General features: G+C 46.4%; 11 protein-coding genes and 1 tRNA gene. 8 read left to right on the top strand and 4 right to left on the bottom strand.

Annotated features, from left to right (window positions below):
- Positions 1–88 precede the first annotated feature (88 nt).
- From pheS to ACM64D_RS14560, 5 genes are all read left to right on the top strand, one after another.
- Positions 89–1,114, top strand: coding sequence for a phenylalanine--tRNA ligase subunit alpha (gene pheS / locus ACM64D_RS14580; RefSeq protein ID WP_415063961.1), 1,026 nt, complete (start codon positions 89–91; stop codon positions 1,112–1,114).
- Positions 1,111–3,552, top strand: coding sequence for a phenylalanine--tRNA ligase subunit beta (gene pheT, locus ACM64D_RS14575; RefSeq protein WP_415063960.1), 2,442 nt, complete (start codon positions 1,111–1,113; stop codon positions 3,550–3,552). The genes pheS and pheT overlap by 4 nt, the downstream gene beginning before the upstream one ends.
- 144 nt (positions 3,553–3,696) lie before the next feature.
- The gene (locus ACM64D_RS14570) at positions 3,697–4,029 is read left to right on the top strand and encodes an integration host factor subunit alpha (protein WP_415064042.1); all 333 of its coding nucleotides are present in this window, start codon (positions 3,697–3,699) and stop codon (positions 4,027–4,029) included.
- Positions 4,001–4,543, top strand: a complete 543-nt coding sequence (locus ACM64D_RS14565) for a MerR family transcriptional regulator (protein WP_415063959.1) — start codon at positions 4,001–4,003, stop codon at positions 4,541–4,543. Before ACM64D_RS14570 ends, ACM64D_RS14565 begins: the two co-directional genes overlap by 29 nt.
- 11 nt (positions 4,544–4,554) lie before the next feature.
- Positions 4,555–4,631 (top strand) — tRNA-Pro (locus tag ACM64D_RS14560).
- A gap of 164 nt (positions 4,632–4,795) precedes the next feature.
- On the opposite strand, the gene ACM64D_RS14555 is transcribed toward ACM64D_RS14560, so the two are convergent.
- The gene (locus tag ACM64D_RS14555) at positions 4,796–5,983 is read right to left on the bottom strand and encodes a hypothetical protein (RefSeq protein ID WP_415063958.1); all 1,188 of its coding nucleotides are present in this window, start codon (positions 5,981–5,983) and stop codon (positions 4,796–4,798) included.
- A gap of 685 nt (positions 5,984–6,668) precedes the next feature.
- On the opposite strand from ACM64D_RS14555, the gene ACM64D_RS14550 reads away from it, so the two are divergent.
- Positions 6,669–11,039 (top strand): Ig-like domain-containing protein, encoded by a 4,371-nt coding sequence (locus ACM64D_RS14550; RefSeq protein ID WP_415063957.1) that lies wholly within the window; start codon positions 6,669–6,671, stop codon positions 11,037–11,039.
- A 43-nt stretch (positions 11,040–11,082) separates the two neighbouring features.
- On the opposite strand, the gene ACM64D_RS14545 is transcribed toward ACM64D_RS14550, so the two are convergent.
- Complete coding sequence (locus ACM64D_RS14545; RefSeq protein WP_415063956.1) at positions 11,083–12,123, bottom strand: zinc-dependent alcohol dehydrogenase family protein; 1,041 nt, start codon at positions 12,121–12,123, stop codon at positions 11,083–11,085.
- Positions 12,124–12,195: 72 nt separating this feature from the next.
- Positions 12,196–12,498 (bottom strand): hypothetical protein, encoded by a 303-nt coding sequence (locus ACM64D_RS14540; RefSeq protein WP_415063955.1) that lies wholly within the window; start codon positions 12,496–12,498, stop codon positions 12,196–12,198.
- 110 nt (positions 12,499–12,608) lie between these two features.
- Between ACM64D_RS14540 and ACM64D_RS14535 the strand changes: the two genes are divergently transcribed.
- Positions 12,609–14,420 (top strand): monovalent cation:proton antiporter-2 (CPA2) family protein, encoded by a 1,812-nt coding sequence (locus tag ACM64D_RS14535; RefSeq protein WP_415063954.1) that lies wholly within the window; start codon positions 12,609–12,611, stop codon positions 14,418–14,420.
- Here ACM64D_RS14535 and ACM64D_RS14530 read toward each other — a convergent pair.
- A complete protein-coding gene (locus ACM64D_RS14530) occupies positions 14,372–14,866 on the bottom strand; it encodes a hypothetical protein (protein ID WP_415063953.1) in 495 nt (164 codons plus the stop codon). The genes ACM64D_RS14535 and ACM64D_RS14530 overlap by 49 nt on opposite strands.
- A gap of 51 nt (positions 14,867–14,917) precedes the next feature.
- On the opposite strand from ACM64D_RS14530, the gene ACM64D_RS14525 reads away from it, so the two are divergent.
- The gene (locus ACM64D_RS14525; protein WP_415063952.1) at positions 14,918–15,691 is read left to right on the top strand and encodes a tyrosine-protein phosphatase; all 774 of its coding nucleotides are present in this window, start codon (positions 14,918–14,920) and stop codon (positions 15,689–15,691) included.
- The last annotated feature ends 27 nt before the right edge of the window (positions 15,692–15,718 follow it).

Raw genomic sequence — 15,718 nt, 5'->3', positions numbered from 1 at the left:
AAAGGACCTAAACCTCAAGCTTTTTCTGCGCCGTGTGTAAAAGCTAAATGCTTGAAAATACGGGGCTCTGAGGTAATTATGAGAGCCTATGTCGACTTCCAAACTTGATTCCATCAAAGATGCAGCCCTGGCGGCCTTTAAAGCGGCTCCCAGCTCCAAAGATCTCTACGACCTCAAAGTTCAATATTTGGGGAAGAGTGGATCTCTAACTGAAATTATGAAAGAAATGGCGGCTTTGCCAAAAGAGGAAAAACCTCTTTTTGGTAAGAAGGTCAACGAAGTGAAACAGCTTCTGGAGACAGCCTATTCTGAGGCCGAAGAAAACCTGAAGAAGGGTGAGATCTCCGCCAAGATGGCTTCGGAAGAGATCGACATGACTTTGCCGGCATTCGCACAAGCCAAGGGCTCTCAGCACCCTGTGCATATTGTGATGGAAGAGATCTTCACGGTGATGTCTCGTTTGGGTTATAGCATTCGCACCGGGCCGTTGATAGAGAAAGATTATTATAACTTTGAAGCTTTGAATATTCCGGCGGACCATCCTGCCCGGGATATGCAAGACACTTTTTTTATCGACAAGACTCATGTGTTGAGAACGCACACGTCTCCGATTCAAATTCACTCTTTGGAAACTGAGAAGTTGCCTTTGCGAATTATCGGTACGGGTCCGGTGTTTCGCTGCGATAGTGATATCTCCCATCTTCCCAACTTTCATCAGATCGAAGCCTTGTGCGTAGATGAGAAAGTGTCGATGGCGGATCTTAAAGGGACGATCAGTTTCTTTGTGAGAGAATTCTTCGGCCCGGGTTTAAAAACGCGTTTCCGTCCTAGCTTCTTTCCTTTCACTGAACCCTCTGCGGAAGTGGATTGTTCTTGTCCGATTTGTAAAGGCAAAGGTTGCAGCCTGTGCAAGCATTCCGGATGGATTGAGATCGGCGGTTGTGGATTGGTCAATCCTCGCGTATTCCAGGCGGCAAAAATTGAATATCCGAAGTGGCAAGGTTTTGCTTTTGGATTTGGTTTAGAGCGCATGGCGATTATCAAGTACGGTATTGAAGACATTCGTTTGTTCCCTGAAAATGACGTGAGATTCTTAAGGCAGTTTGTAAAATGAAGATCAGTTTAAAATGGCTCCAAGATTATGTAGATGTGGCAGAGTTCTTTCAAAAACCGGAAGAACTTGCCGAGGCGTTAACTCGTGCCGGCCTTGAGGTGGAAGAGATCACCAATCGCGCCAAAGATTTCAACCACGTGGTGATTGGTCACATTCTTGAGAAAGACAAACATCCCAATGCGGATAAATTGTCTTTGTGTCGTGTTTCGACGGGCGAAGGTGTGGTTCATCAGATCGTCTGTGGCGCACAAAACCACAAAGCAGGGGACCGTGTCATCGTGGCTTTGCCCGGTGCTGTGTTGCCCGGTAATTTTGCGATCAAAAAGTCGGCGGTGCGCGGTGTGGATTCTGCGGGGATGTTATGTTCTTTGAAGGAACTGGGTCTGGCTAAGGAATCTGACGGCATTGCTATTTTGCCTGCGGATGCTCCGGTCGGAAAGTCTTATGCAGAGTATGGTGGATATGATGACATCACTTTTGAATTGAAGGTGACTCCGAATCGTGCGGACTGTTTAAGTCATTATGGTTTGGCTCGTGAAGTGGCTTGTCTATTCGGAAAAGAACTCAAAGCCCCTATGGCAGAGCCCAAGGTCAGTGCGGCCTCTACGAAGGGTGAAATTGCTTTGGAAGTGAAGGCGTTTGATTTGTGCCCTCGCTATACGGGACGATTCATTAAGGGTGTCAAGGTCGGGCCTTCTCCGGAGTGGTTGAAAAAACGTATTGAGAGTGTCGGGCTGAATTCCATCAACAATATCGTCGACGTCACAAACTATGTGATGATGGAGTTAGGTCAGCCTTTGCATGCCTTTGATGCCGCATTTATCGGTGGTAAAAAGATCATCGTGGACCGTGCTACGGCAGGGGAAAAGTTTATCACTTTGGACGGCTCAGAAATTTCTTTAAACGGAGAAGAACTGACGGTTCGTGATGCTTCTCATCCCGTTTGTTTGGCTGGGGTTGTGGGGGGGAAAAATTCTGGCGTCAGTGAGACGACGGCCAATGTCTTTTTGGAATCGGCGTACTTCTTGCCGATGAGTGCCCGCAAAACATCGCGCTCTCATGGGATTGATACGGACTCGGCGTATCGTTTTTCTCGCGGCGTGGATCCTGATGGGGCTTTGCGAGGGTTAAACCGCGCAACCGCATTGATTTTGGAAGTCGCGGGCGGAGAAGCTTTCGGCGAACATCATGATTTCTATCCGAATCCAGTGAAGAAAAGTCCTGTCAGTATCACGATTCAAACAGTGACGGATCGTCTGGGGTATCAGGCGGAAGAGCACAAGTTTGTCGACTTTATGAAGCGTTTGGGTTGTCAGTTGGAAAAAGCCGGAGAGACTTATAAGGTTCTTCCTCCGACATTCCGTTTCGACCTAGAGCAAGACATGGATCTGGTGGAAGAGTATGCGCGCCTGAATGGTTATGAGCATATTCCAGAATCATTGCCGACCTTCAAAAACATGCCTTCTCATCATGATAAGGCCTTTTTGTTGAATCGCACGACCAGTGAGTTGTTGCGCGCTGAAGGCTATCAGCAGGCATTCAACTTTGCCTTCGTTGGTTCTAAAGGCGAAAAAGCCTTCTTGGGATCTTTTGAAATGTTGAAAGCCGCTGGGCTGGCCTCTTCTGAAAAAGAGATTCGCATTATGAATCCCTTGAATGAAGAGATGGACGTGATGAGATCCTCTTTGAGTTATGGACTTTTTAAAAACCTCAACACCAACTTCCACTATGGAAACATGCAGGGGCGTTTGTTTGAAATTGGCAGCACCTTTGCGATGAAAGAAGATGGAAGTTATGGCGAGAACAGTCGCCTGGGGCTGGCTCTTTGGGGACGTCAGCAAAATCTATGGAATAAATCTTTGGATTATCCCATTGTTTTTGAACTGAAAGCAGCGGTTGAAGTGTTGCTCAAGTCTTTGAATATCTCTTCTTACACTTGGGTGACGCCGCAAAATAAGTCTGAGGTTCCGGCTTTCTTGCATCAGGGGCAGTTTGCGCAGCTTTTGGTGGAAGGGAAGAAGGTGGGTTTTATCGGAACTCTTCATCCGGTTCTTTTGGATGACAACAAGATCAGAGTTCCGGCGGCCTTGGCAGAGTTGGATTTGGATCAGCTTTATAAAGGTCAACCTCGTCCTTACCGTATTCAAAGTGTTTCAAAATTCCCGGTGGTAGAGCGTGACTTTGCCTTCGTGATGCCGAAGTCGTTGAAGGTTGGGGATGTTCTTAAAGACATTCGCAAGGCGGCGGGAAGTCTGCTGACGAATGTGGATGTCTTTGACCTTTACGAAGGCGAGAAGATGGAAGCAGGGAAGAAGTCGGTCGCGATTCGTCTGTGGTTGCAGGATAAGAATGCCACGCTGCAAGAAAATCAGATCACAGAGGTCACAAACAAGGTCCTTGAGAGCTTAAAGAAGAATTTTGATCTTTCCGTAAGATAAATTCTTGATTGTTTTCAGTAACTTGTTAGGCTTAATGTGCGTAAGCATGCAGAGTGAAGGCCCTTGGGGCCGAAGCTGAAGCCGCTTAAAGTAATTTATGGAGTAAAACTCACTATGGCAGGCCAGAACTTAGGAAAATCAACGGTGACTAAGGCCGATATCGTCGAGAACGTATATCAGAAAATTGGCTTCTCAAAAAAGGAAGCCTCTGAACTTGTTGAGCTGTGTTTCGACACCTTAAAGGATGTTTTGCAAAACGGCGATAAAGTGAAGATTTCTGGTTTTGGTAACTTCGTTGTTCGTGGCAAAAACGAAAGAATTGGTCGCAACCCACAAACAGGGGAGCAGATTAAAATCTCTGCACGCCGTGTTCTTACCTTCCGTCCCTCACAAGTATTGAAGGCGATGCTGAACGGTGAAGAGTATGCTCACTTAAGTGATGAGGACGATGATGATGACTACGATGATCACGAATGATCCCGGAACCCTTGAGTTGGAAAGTTCAGAGCTTTCCCTCGGGGATCAGCACGTCGACTTTGTCGAAGAGGCTGAAGCAAAATCGATCCCAGTAATGGCATCGGCACCTATTTCAATTCCCGCAATGCTTTGTGATGACAAGCTTTTGGAAGAGATCAATGCGATCCCTGACAAAATGGGTTTTAAAATCGGTGACGTGGCGGATATCCTGGGTATTAAGCAGTACGTTCTTCGTTATTGGGAAACGGAATTTGAGATCCTCCGTCCTAAGAAGGCATCCAACAATCAGCGTATGTACACTCGGAAAGACGTTGAAAATGCCTTGTTGATTCGCAAGCTCTTGCACCGTGATCGTTTTTCTATCGAAGGTGCGCGCAACGCGATGAAAGAGCTGAAAGCTCAGGTGCGTAAAGAAAAAGATATGAGTCAAGTGTTCCACAAGCTTGAAAATTTCAATGAAAAGGTGGATGATCTCATTCTCGATATCCGCCGTGTGCGGTCGCTATTTAAATAATATCCAATAGTCTGCGTGTGGCTCAGCTTGGTAGAGCACTTGCTTGGGGTGCAAGAGGTCGTAGGTTCAAATCCTATCACGCAGACCAGTTTTCGGCTTTCAAAAAGCCGCTCATCACGGACCACCTTGAAAAGGTGATTGTTCCAGCAATCAGAAAAATGAACGGCTCCGCCCTATAAGGCTGAGCCGTTTTTGTTTTTAGAGTTTCAAAGAGAAGTGTCTGATGACTGCGCATCAAGAGATGATCTGGATTCAGTTGTAATAGTGAAACTCATTATCCTTACTTTCATCACAGCGTTCATTCTCGCGAATGCTAGATTGACATGAATGCATTGCCTTTTTACAAGCTTCGCCTTTTACATCAACGTTATAATAATCACTGTGTAGTTCATAATAATCCTTAATTTTGACTCCTTGTGAATTAGAACGAGTCACTATACATTTTTCAGTAATTCTAACTGAAGGTGTCCCTGGCACTTTTCCTTTTGTATTAAAGGTGACAGTTTTATTAAGAAATGTTTTTAAATCTTTATAATCGACCATTTCTGAAATAAGTTTTAAGTCATTATTATGATAGCACTTTCTTTTTTCGTTACACGAATGAGTAAGCTTATATTTTGCATCTATAGCAAACTGAGGATTATCTCCAAAGTCTCCCAATCCTAGCATGTAATAAAACTTAGAACCCCCCTTAACGGTAGTAGTTGGATAATATGGTCTAGGGGCCTCAATAATAGAAGAAGTTGGCACAAAATTCCTAAATGCTAAATCTGAACTATTATCTTTAATGTTCATTTCAAAATAAAATTGTACCAAATATTTCCAATCAGCGGCCTCTCCAACGTCTGGTGCCGCTTTTAGAGGTAACCCATCTACGACTCGAAAAAAATGATCTGAGTTTTTACTAAGAGAAGAGTCGAGTGGAATTGCATAGATTGAGAGTTCTTTAAGGTTATGAACTTCATTGGGTTTGAATATTAAAGTTTCAAAATTGTTCCCTTTTGTCATACTATTTTTATCATATTCTAAAGCCCTTGTCGTTCTAACATAGACACGATAGTGATCTACATTTTGGCTGTCGAAGTATGGGATATCTGGAACTGTTACGACATCATTATCTTTAAATTCTAAGTGATAATTTTTTGCGCCGCACTTAACTGTTGAACTGACTGGGCGTTTATCTTTAAACATATCCAACAGCGAACCGCTTGCCTTTCCCGTATCGCACTCAACGGTTATATCCATTGAAATAAGTGGCCTTCCCTCTCCCTCTAATTGGCCATAATCATGAATCGTAATGGGAAAAGATGGAATAAGAAGTCGGTCAGAGGAGGCTGAATTTAAATTCGATGAAGCTATTGCTCGTTTTTCACCATTAATGTGAGAGCATGAAATTATACTCAACAGACTAATAAAAATTACCATATTATGTTTTATCATACATCCCTCTAAGATTGTTTTGCCCTTAAGTTATAAGGTGATCGGGTATTGTTGAAAAAGCTTTAAGTGTTTTTAGTTTATCTGTAGGGCAAATAGCCTTCTACTACGGTTCCCCCAATAAAAAAGTAAGTGCCGTGAGGACACTCTTAAAGATTTTATATAGGCTCATCAATCCCTTTCTTTATATTAAGTCAATTTGTTGTTGTTTGAGATTTAAAGGTGTCGCTATAGCTCAAAAGTGCTCAGGAAGTCTTTAGAGCTCTCTTAATAACTCCGAGGTGACGGACCTTCACTTGCGTCTGCGGAGGCAGAATGTATCATGCAACCAGGCATCTAGCTATTTTGCTTGTGACAGTGCTGATGCCTTTTGTAGTTCAGGCTCAGCTTAAACCTTCATGGAGTTCTCTTTACTGGCGTTCGCAAAAACCACGCCGTTCGTATTGATGATGGCAATCATTGCTGACTCAAGGTTGTGTGTCCAAATCAAATCGAGGTCAGGAACAAGTGTTTAGTGTTTCGCAAGTCAACTGGGGTGGAGTGGTTTGAATTGAAACAATAGTGTATTGTCTCAATAGAAAACATAGTGTTATTTATTCGCATTTTCTCCTTTAGATTCCCATGTAAAATCCGATCTGTTTATGAAAGCTTCCAATTTCGGGAATACTGGGACCTGGAGTGTCTAGCAATGAACTATCGGTACGTTATAGCATTAAAGCTATTCAAGTTTCTTGTGGTTGGCGGACTTGCCTTGAGTCTCTCCGCTTGTAATATTTCTGCATCTCTTCTTGATGTTAGCTATAAATCACAGATTGAAACCCGTATCGATTCAGAGACCACCCCCACCCATGTCAATGATTCCAATCAGGGGAATTTCCCCATATCTGGTCAATGCCCAAGTGATGCTACAGAGGTTATTCTTGAAACCCCAGTGACCGCGACATTTCCATGTGTGAATGGGGATTTTAACGGTATTGTGGATGTGTCTGCTCTTCCTGAAGGTGAATATACATTTACATTAAGGCCCGATACTGGGGAGTCCAAAACATGGATGGTAGTGAAAGATATCACTCCCCCTGTGGTGAAGTTGGACTCGTTGGTTTCGTTTATCAATCTTGCCAATGCTTCTGCTTTCCCAGTCAGTGGGACTTGTTCTGAATCGGGCCAATTTGTTTTTATAACATCCGGTCTTTTGCGAGTTCCGGTGCTGTGTTCGTCGGGGAGTTTCAGTGGAAGCCTAAATCTTATGGCTCTTTCTGAGGGCGCTGTATCTTTAACAGCGGTCCATGCGGATGCGGCAGGCAATGAGACCTCTGATAGCGCATCTACACAAAAGGATACGATTCGCCCCGGTTTGGCGGTTCTTACAAATTTACCGGCGTCCCCATCTCCTCATATTAGTTTAAATTCGGTGGTCAGTGGGACTGATGTAACGGAGTATGCGTATAAAGTTGGAGTGGTCAGCGGCGTGAGTTGTGCAGACACTTCAAGTGGGTATAGTTCGTTTAGGGAAGTTTCAATAAATTTAATAACTGATATTTCTTCTTTGCCAGATACAAGCTTAAAGCTCTGTGTGTGGACACAAGATACTGCAGGGAATCGTCAGCTAGCTTCGGATATTTACGAATTCACCTGGAATAAAGACACGACCATCGCCTTGGCGATAATCAGTGTTTTTGATCCAGTGGGAAATATAAGCAATGTGGCGGTGGATCGCAAAGTTTCAGTCGGTGGTGTAAATATCACCTCTTATAAAGCCGTGGTACTTCATAATTATTCTGATTGTTCTAGTGCGGATTTTAGTGGGGCGACAGAAACGCCCAATACATCAGATTTTGCTTTTTCAATTAATTCAGACGGCACTTATTTAGTTTGTGTGATCGGTAAAAACATCGCCGGATTTTGGCAACCTACGAATGCAGCGACAGCTTCGGGGCTTTTGACTATTGACCGAGTATCTCCTTCGTTGACTCTTTCTTCGACAGCACTAGGCACCTTTAATACATCAACTCTCAACGTGACGGCGACGTTCTCTGAGTCGGTAACAGGTTTTGTCGCCAGCGATATCAGCGTCACGAACGGAACAGTGTCTGGTTTTAGCGGCTCTGGCTCGATGTATACCTTTACGGTGACACCCACTACCCAAGGTCTTGTCACGGTGGCCATCGCAGCGGGTGTGGCAACAGATGCAGCTGGCAATGACAATACTGTTGCGACAAACCTATCAAGAACCTTCGACTCAGTCTCTCCTGGTGTCACGTTAAGTGGAGGATCTGCAAATACCAATGGTGCCTTCACGGCAACTCTTACCTTTAGCGAAGTGGTTTCAGGTGTAGAGCTTAGTGATTTTGCAGTGACGAATGCAATCCTAACAAGTCTATCCGGCGGTCCCAGTGTATATACCGTGACCGCGACCCCGGTTGTCGAGGGAGCAGTGAGCTTGCAGTATCAAGTTGGAAAAGCGCAAGACGCTGGTGGCAATAGTAATACAGCATCTAATACTTTAAGTAGTACCTATGACAGCATTGCGCCTACAGCCAGTCTGTCTTCAATAGCTGGAGATCCCTTTAAAAGCTCAAGCTTTGACGTGACGACGACGTTCTCTGAGTCAGTAACGGGTTTTGCTGCTGGTGATATTACTGTCACTAATGGAACAGTTTCTGGTTTTAGCGGTTCCGGTACGACCTACACCTTTACCGTGACTCCTACGGCACAAGGGCTTGTCACTGTTGCTGTTAATGCCGGAGTAGCGACAGATGCCGCAGGCAACGGCAATACAGCCGCAACAAACTTAACCAGAACCTATGATAGCGTACAGCCAAGTCTGTCTCTGTCTTCGGCATCTGGTGATCCATTTAACACTTCTAATTTTTCAGTAACGGCGACATTCTCTGAGTCGGTAACAGGTTTTGCTGCTGGTGATATTAGCGTCACTAATGGAACAGTTTCTGCTTTTAGTGGCTCTGGCACGACGTATACTTTTACGGTGACTCCTACAGCGCAGGGACTTGTCACTGTCGCCGTCGGAGCGGGGGCGGCAGCAGATGCCGCAGGTAACGGCAATACAGCCGCAACGTCACTCACAAGAACATATGATAGCGTCCAGCCAAGTCTAGCACTCTCGTCAGCCTCTGGTGATCCGTTTAATGCTGCTAACTTTTCAGTAACGGCGACATTCTCTGAGTCGGTAACAGGTTTTGTGGCTGGAGATATTAGCGTCACTAATGGAACAGTTTCTGGTTTTAGTGGCTCTGGCACAACGTACACTTTTACGGTGACACCTACAGCGCAGGGGCTTGTCACTGTTGCCGTCGGAGTGGGAGTCGCAACAGATGTAGCCGGCAATGGCAATACAGCTGCAACGAACTTAGAAAGAACCTATGATAGCGTAGGGCCCACTATTACAGGACTTAGCGACGATCCCACTTGGGTAACTTCAAAAACTTGGGCCTGGGGATGCAGTGAATCCTGTACATATAGATATTTGGTGGACACAAATGCAGCGACAAGTCCTACGGGTATCTACGGATCAACAACGACCACCACTCAAAATTCAGCAACGGGAACTTATTATTTACACGTTGAAGCGCAAGACGTTGCCGGGAATACAAGTGTACTGCATGTGTCGGCAAAAATTGATAACACCGCGCCAGTATCTCCCACAGCCGTTGTTGATCAAAATTATAGTAGCAGCTTAACCAATACTCCGGTGATTACTTTCACAGCCGGAAGCGATGCACATAGTGGAATAGCAAGACATGAGGCGCGTATTGTTCGCGTATCTGATAGTGCAGAGATAAGTCCTTGGGCCTCCTTCACATCAGGCGGCACTATCTCGGGCCTGACTCTCGCGACCCATACAATCTACCGCGCCGAAGTCAGAGCCATTGATAATGTCGGTAATATATCCTCTGTGGTGCAGGGAGATGGATGGGTTGCTGATGCAACGGCACCAACGGCTCCAACGGGATTAGCTACGGGAGTTGTGCCTAGTAACCTCACGAGCAGCCCGCCACTCTCTTGGACGGCCTCAACGGATGTTGGCGGATCTGGTGTAGTGTATTACGAAGTCACAGTAATGAGGTCATCTGACAATGTCGTGATGAAAGACTGGGCCGTCCTTGCTAGCGGAGGAACGATGACGGGTTTGTCGTTAGCATTAAATACCAGTTACTACTTTAAAGTCAGAGCTTATGACAATGTCGGCAATAGGAGTGAAGAATCCGTTATCTCATCTTGGATAAGTATGAATGATCCATGTCCAACGAATTATATTTTAGTTCCGGCCTTGGCGGGCTATACGACACAGGATTTCTGTGTGGCGAAGTATGAAATGAAAGATATTGGAGGTGTTGCGACCTCTCAAGCGGCATTTCCTCCTTGGGAAAACATTCCTAGAGGGAGCCTCCCAACAACAGTGGGCGGAGCTTGGAAAGCCTGTCGCGATCTAGGAGCCAACTATGATTTAATCTCCAACGCTCAATGGCAGACGATTGCCAGAAATATTGAAATGGTCCCATCGAACTGGTCGAGTGGCATCGTGGGAACCGGAAGTCTCAATCGAGGCCACTCAGATGGTGCTCCAGCTTTTCCTCGGGCTGCGGATGTGGATGATAACAATGCCTGTGCGAACACGGACCAAACATGTAGTAGTACGGTTTGGGATTCCCAGCGCCGCACGCATAAGCTTTCTAATGGCAAAGTCATCTGGGACTTTGCGGGTAACGCTTGGGAATGGGTGAGCGATAATAATAGCACAAATTTCGGAGCAGAAGCCTTTATGTCGCAAGTGACGACCGCAAGTCATACGACTGTGGGGAGTGGCACTTTAAATGGAGCTGCTAAGCAGATTTTTGGTTCAGAAGGGAATTATGTCAGTCTTGGTACCAGCGAATATGGTGGGTTAGGTTATGGTAGTATTGCCGATACCACCGGAGCCGTCTTTCGTGGTGGTTGCTGGATCGACGACGTGGGCGCAGGCGTGTTTGCAGTCTATCTGCGCATTGGGCCGTCGGCAGCGTCCACGGACTACGGGTTTCGCTGTGTGTTTGTCCCGTGACACTGCGGGGCGAAGCCCCGCAGTGGATATGAGTCTGGCCCCCTTACTCCGCCGAAATCAAAACCTTCATGGATTTCTCTTTACTGGCGTTCGCAAAGACCTCATACGCGTTCAGCATGTCGTTCATTTTGAAGCGATGAGTGACCAGTTGCTCGGGGGCGATCGTTTTGGATTTGACCGTGTTGAGCAGCATGGGTGTGCTGTAGGTTGAGACAAGTCCCGTTGTGAGGGTGATGTTCTTAATCCAAAGCTCTTCCAGATGAAGCTCAACACTTTTTCCGTGAACACCCACGTTGGCAATATGGCCTCCCGGTTTGATGATTTTTTGGCAGATATCAAACGTGGCGGGGACGCCCACGGCCTCAATGGCAACATCAACTCCCACGCCGTCGGTCATGCTCAGAATTCTGTCGACGGCTTTTTCTCGTCCTGAATTAACCAAATCGGTGGCGCCGAATCTCTTGGCGGTTTCTAAGCGACTGTCATCCAGGTCCACCATAAAGGTGCGAGCGGGAGCATAGAACTTTGAAGTGAGCAATGTGGCCATCCCGATAGGGCCAGCACCGATGATCGCGATCGTGTCGCCCGGCTTGACTTGACCTGAGAGAACACCAATTTCGAATCCAGTCGGAAGAATATCACTCAACATCAGTAAAGCGGCATCATCGACTCCGCTAGGTGCGAGGTAAAGACTGTTATCCGCGTGGGGAATGCGAACATACTCGGCTTGGGTTCCGTTGATTTTATGCCCCAAAATCCATCCACCATCCTGGCAGTGTGCATAGAGTTGTTTTTTGCAGTAGGAGCAGCGTCCGCAAGAGGTGACGCACGAGATAAGCACGCGATCGCCTTTTTTGAAGTTGGCGACGGCCTCTCCCACCTCTTCAATGAGGCCGATGCCCTCGTGCCCCAAGATACGCCCATCGGTGACGGCGGGGACGTCACCCTTAAGAATATGCAGATCCGTTCCGCAGATAGTTGTATGAAGAACTTTGACGATAGCATCTGTGGGTTTCGTCAGGGTGGGGCGGGGTGCTTCCGCCCATTCTTTTTTGCCTGGTCCACGATAGATAAGTGCTTTCATGGGGCCTCCTAGAACTGCAATATCTATAGACCAGAGGCTTAAGGCAAGGGGGCCTGATGAGATACAAAAAACTTAGTTCTTCTCGCACTCTATTTTGTCTTCTTCACAGATAGACAGCAGTGTTCGATCGCGGCACTTTGCGGCCACTTCTTTACGGGCTTCTTCTTCGGTTTTTGCGACGGCATAAAAACGGTTACCCATGGATTTTAACTTGCAGGTGTAAGTGGCAACGAGTTTAGGACTGCCACCGCTCATATCCAGAGCCAACGTGCCCTTGTTGTTGGGTTCACTAGGGTCAATCACCTTCATGCCTGCGCAGGCGGTTATGAGCATGACGACGAGGCTTAAAATAGAAACGCAAACACCCTTGCTCATAGGTCCTCCTAGACGACGGTGTACCAAGCTTCCCCTTTGATGATAAGGACATTGAAGATGATGTCAAACTGATACTACCCTTCGCAGGGGTGTTTTGCTAGGCTGAGCAAATGACTCACACTCCGTTATTGCCCGTCATCGTTTTTCTTGGCTCTTCCGTATTGCTGGTTTCTTTGTTTCAGAGAATGGGGCTGGGGAGCATCTTAGGATATCTGGCTGCGGGTATTCTGATTGGCCCGCAGATGTCAGGGCTCATCACGGATGTCAAATACACGCAAAGTTTGTCGGAATTCGGCGTTGTATTTCTTTTGTTTCTGATTGGCTTAGAGTTGCAGCCCAAAAAACTTTGGTCTTTAAGAAAAACTCTTCTGGGGTTTGGTGGGCTGCAGATTCTTTTTGGTTCGATCGTCTTTGCCTTCGTTGCGTATCTCTTTGGTCTTTCGGGGGCGGCAAGTGCGGTTGTCGGTTTTGCGCTTTCATTGTCGTCGACCGCATTTTCTTTGCAGTCCTTAAGTGAGAAGAAAGTTCTTAATACGGAATTTGGACGTGCGTCCTTCGCGATTTTGTTAATGCAAGACGTGGTTGCGATTCCCGCGCTAGCTATTATTCCCAGTCTTGGTCTTAATTCCGCAAGCACGGCTTCGGTTCAGTGGGGAGCTTTTCTTTTTGCCTTTATCGGTTTTGCTATTTTTAGTCGAACGTTGCTGGGGCCCTTTTTGCGTCAGGTGGCGAGTCTGCGCAGTCGCGAACTTTTTACGGGTGTCACATTGCTCATTGTGATGGGTGTGTCTTATCTGATGGCGCATGTGGGACTTTCAATGGCTCTGGGGGCCTTCCTGGCCGGGGTCTTTTTGTCAGAATCGGAATATCGACATGAGTTGGAAGCAGATCTGGAGCCGTTTAAGGGGCTTTTGATGGGGCTCTTCTTTGTCTCGGTCGGTATGGCGGTGAATCTCAGTCTTATTCTTGAACGGCCATTGACTATTTTGGCGCTCGCCGTTTTGTATATGGGTTTAAAGGGGCTGGTGATTTTTGGTGTGGGTCGAATCATGCAACTTCCCCGTGAGGCCTCGCGCCGTCTTTCTTCCTATCTTGTCCAAGGGGGAGAGTTCGCTTTTGTCATTTTCGGCGTGGGCCAAAGTGCGAAGGTGATATCGTTGGAATGGACTCAGACGCTGACTTTGATCATTACTCTTTCGATGATTCTGAGTCCGTTCATTATTTTAATGGACGAGAAAATTCAAAGCATTTGGATGAAAAAGCGACCTCCGCAAAAATATGATCACATTGAGGACAGCGACAACAAGATCATCATTGCCGGTTTTGGCCGTTTTGGTCAGATTTTTGGTCGTATGTTACGGAGCCAGGGAATTGGTTTTACTGCCATTGATCACGACACTGAACAGATTGAACTTCTTCGTCGTTTTAACTTTAAAGTTTATTACGGAGATGCGTCTCGCAAGGAGATCCTAGAGGCGGCCGGCGCGAAGAAGGCGCAATACTTCGTCATTGCTGTGGATGACATGATGACGGCCACTCAGATTGCCGAGATGGTTCGTCAAGAATATCCTCATCTGAAAATTTATGCCCGGGCCCGTAATCGGCAACATGTCTTTGAGTTGATGGCTTTAGATGTAGAGCATATACGGCGAGAAACTTTGGATTCCAGTTTGATTTTAACTGGAGACCTCTTGGTGGATTTGGGGATTCCCGCAGAGAGGGCTCGCCAGATGGTGGAGCGTTTCCGCCGACATGATGAGCTTATGCTTCAGGAACAGTTCAAGGTTCGTAACGATGCGAATCTTTATCTGGATGTTTCACGTTTGGGAATGGATCAGTTGGCGCAGGTTCTTAAGGAGGATGCTCAGAAATCTTACGTCGACTCTGGTTCTGAACGAAAGACCCCAGAGTCTGAGCATTGAAGTTCACTGAATTCTCCGTGAATTTCGTGAGTCACGCCGTCAACATTCAGGCGCAGTAGAGTTTTTCTGAGCAGGACCTGTTGGCCATCACGTTGTTCGATCTTGTTAAAAGATTCCATCGAGAGCGCTTGAACGCGATGACCCTCGATTGTTTGAATCTCGGAGGTGTGTTCACACTTCATGGCATAGGCCTCAAATTTTTGGCAGTTTTGGCGGGGCCATTCAAAACGTAAGTAGCTAGGGAAATTCGCAAGGCTTGGATAAGTGACCTTCATTCCTTGGAAAGCGAAAAGCTCTGTAACCACGGTTTGATCTTCAGGAACTTCGCGAATAACAACGCCCAAAGTCGGTGTCTCATCGGAACAAGCCAACTGGAAGTCGCTTTTAGCCAGGGCCGGAGGGGAAAAGATACCTGTTAGAAATAAAATAGTGAGAATTGCTTTCATGTGCTCAGCTTTATGGGAATCCCTCATCTTGTCAATAGGGGAAAGCCTGGTATGATGGTTCTTTTAGGAGAAGTCATGACGTTAGAAGGTGGAATTAATTTTAGAGATCTGGGTGGTTACGCGACGGCAGATGGACGCCAGGTCAAAAAGGGACATTTCTTTCGTTCTGGTTCGTTGTCGGGATTAACGACTCAAGATTGCCAAAAAATGGAATCACTGTCAGTGAAGTACGTCATTGATTATCGCGATCGTCATGAATCTGAAAAAGACAAGGACGTGTTATGGAGTGGTGTTCATTATGAGTGCTGCCCCGCGAATCCTCCAACTCATGTGACCAAAGCTTCTGGGAAAGACTTTTTTGCTTCGGAACATTTGGAGGCCTTGCCTGCGGATTACATGGAGACTCTTTATCAAAACCTTCCTTTCGGGAACTCCGCCTACAAAAATCTTTTTCAAAAAATGGAGTCCCTAGAGCAAGGGGCCCTGCTTCATCACTGCGCGGTCGGAAAAGATCGAACAGGAGTGGGATCGGCTTTGTTGTTGTTGGCTTTAGGGGTCGATAAAGAGACTGTTTTGCATGATTACCTGCTGACGGATAAAAATCTTCACCCTTTCAAAGTGAAGCTGCTTAATCAGGTGGAGCATCTTTTGAGCGCCAAAGCTTTGAAGCGTTTTGAACATATGATGGCGGCCCAGGAAAGCTTCTTGCATTCTTCTTTTGCAGAGATTGAAAACCGCTATCAGAACATCGAAAACTATTTTGCGACGGAGTATGGCCTTTCGCAGGAAAAGCTGAAAGCGCTGCAATCGCGATTTTTAAAATAATTGTGGCAGTAAAACGTCCCAAATTGA

The sequence above is a fragment of the Bdellovibrio sp. genome (assembly GCF_047637665.1).
Taxonomy (GTDB): Bacteria; Bdellovibrionota; Bdellovibrionia; order Bdellovibrionales; family Bdellovibrionaceae; genus Bdellovibrio.
This window is presented reverse-complemented; position numbering and strand designations above follow the sequence as displayed.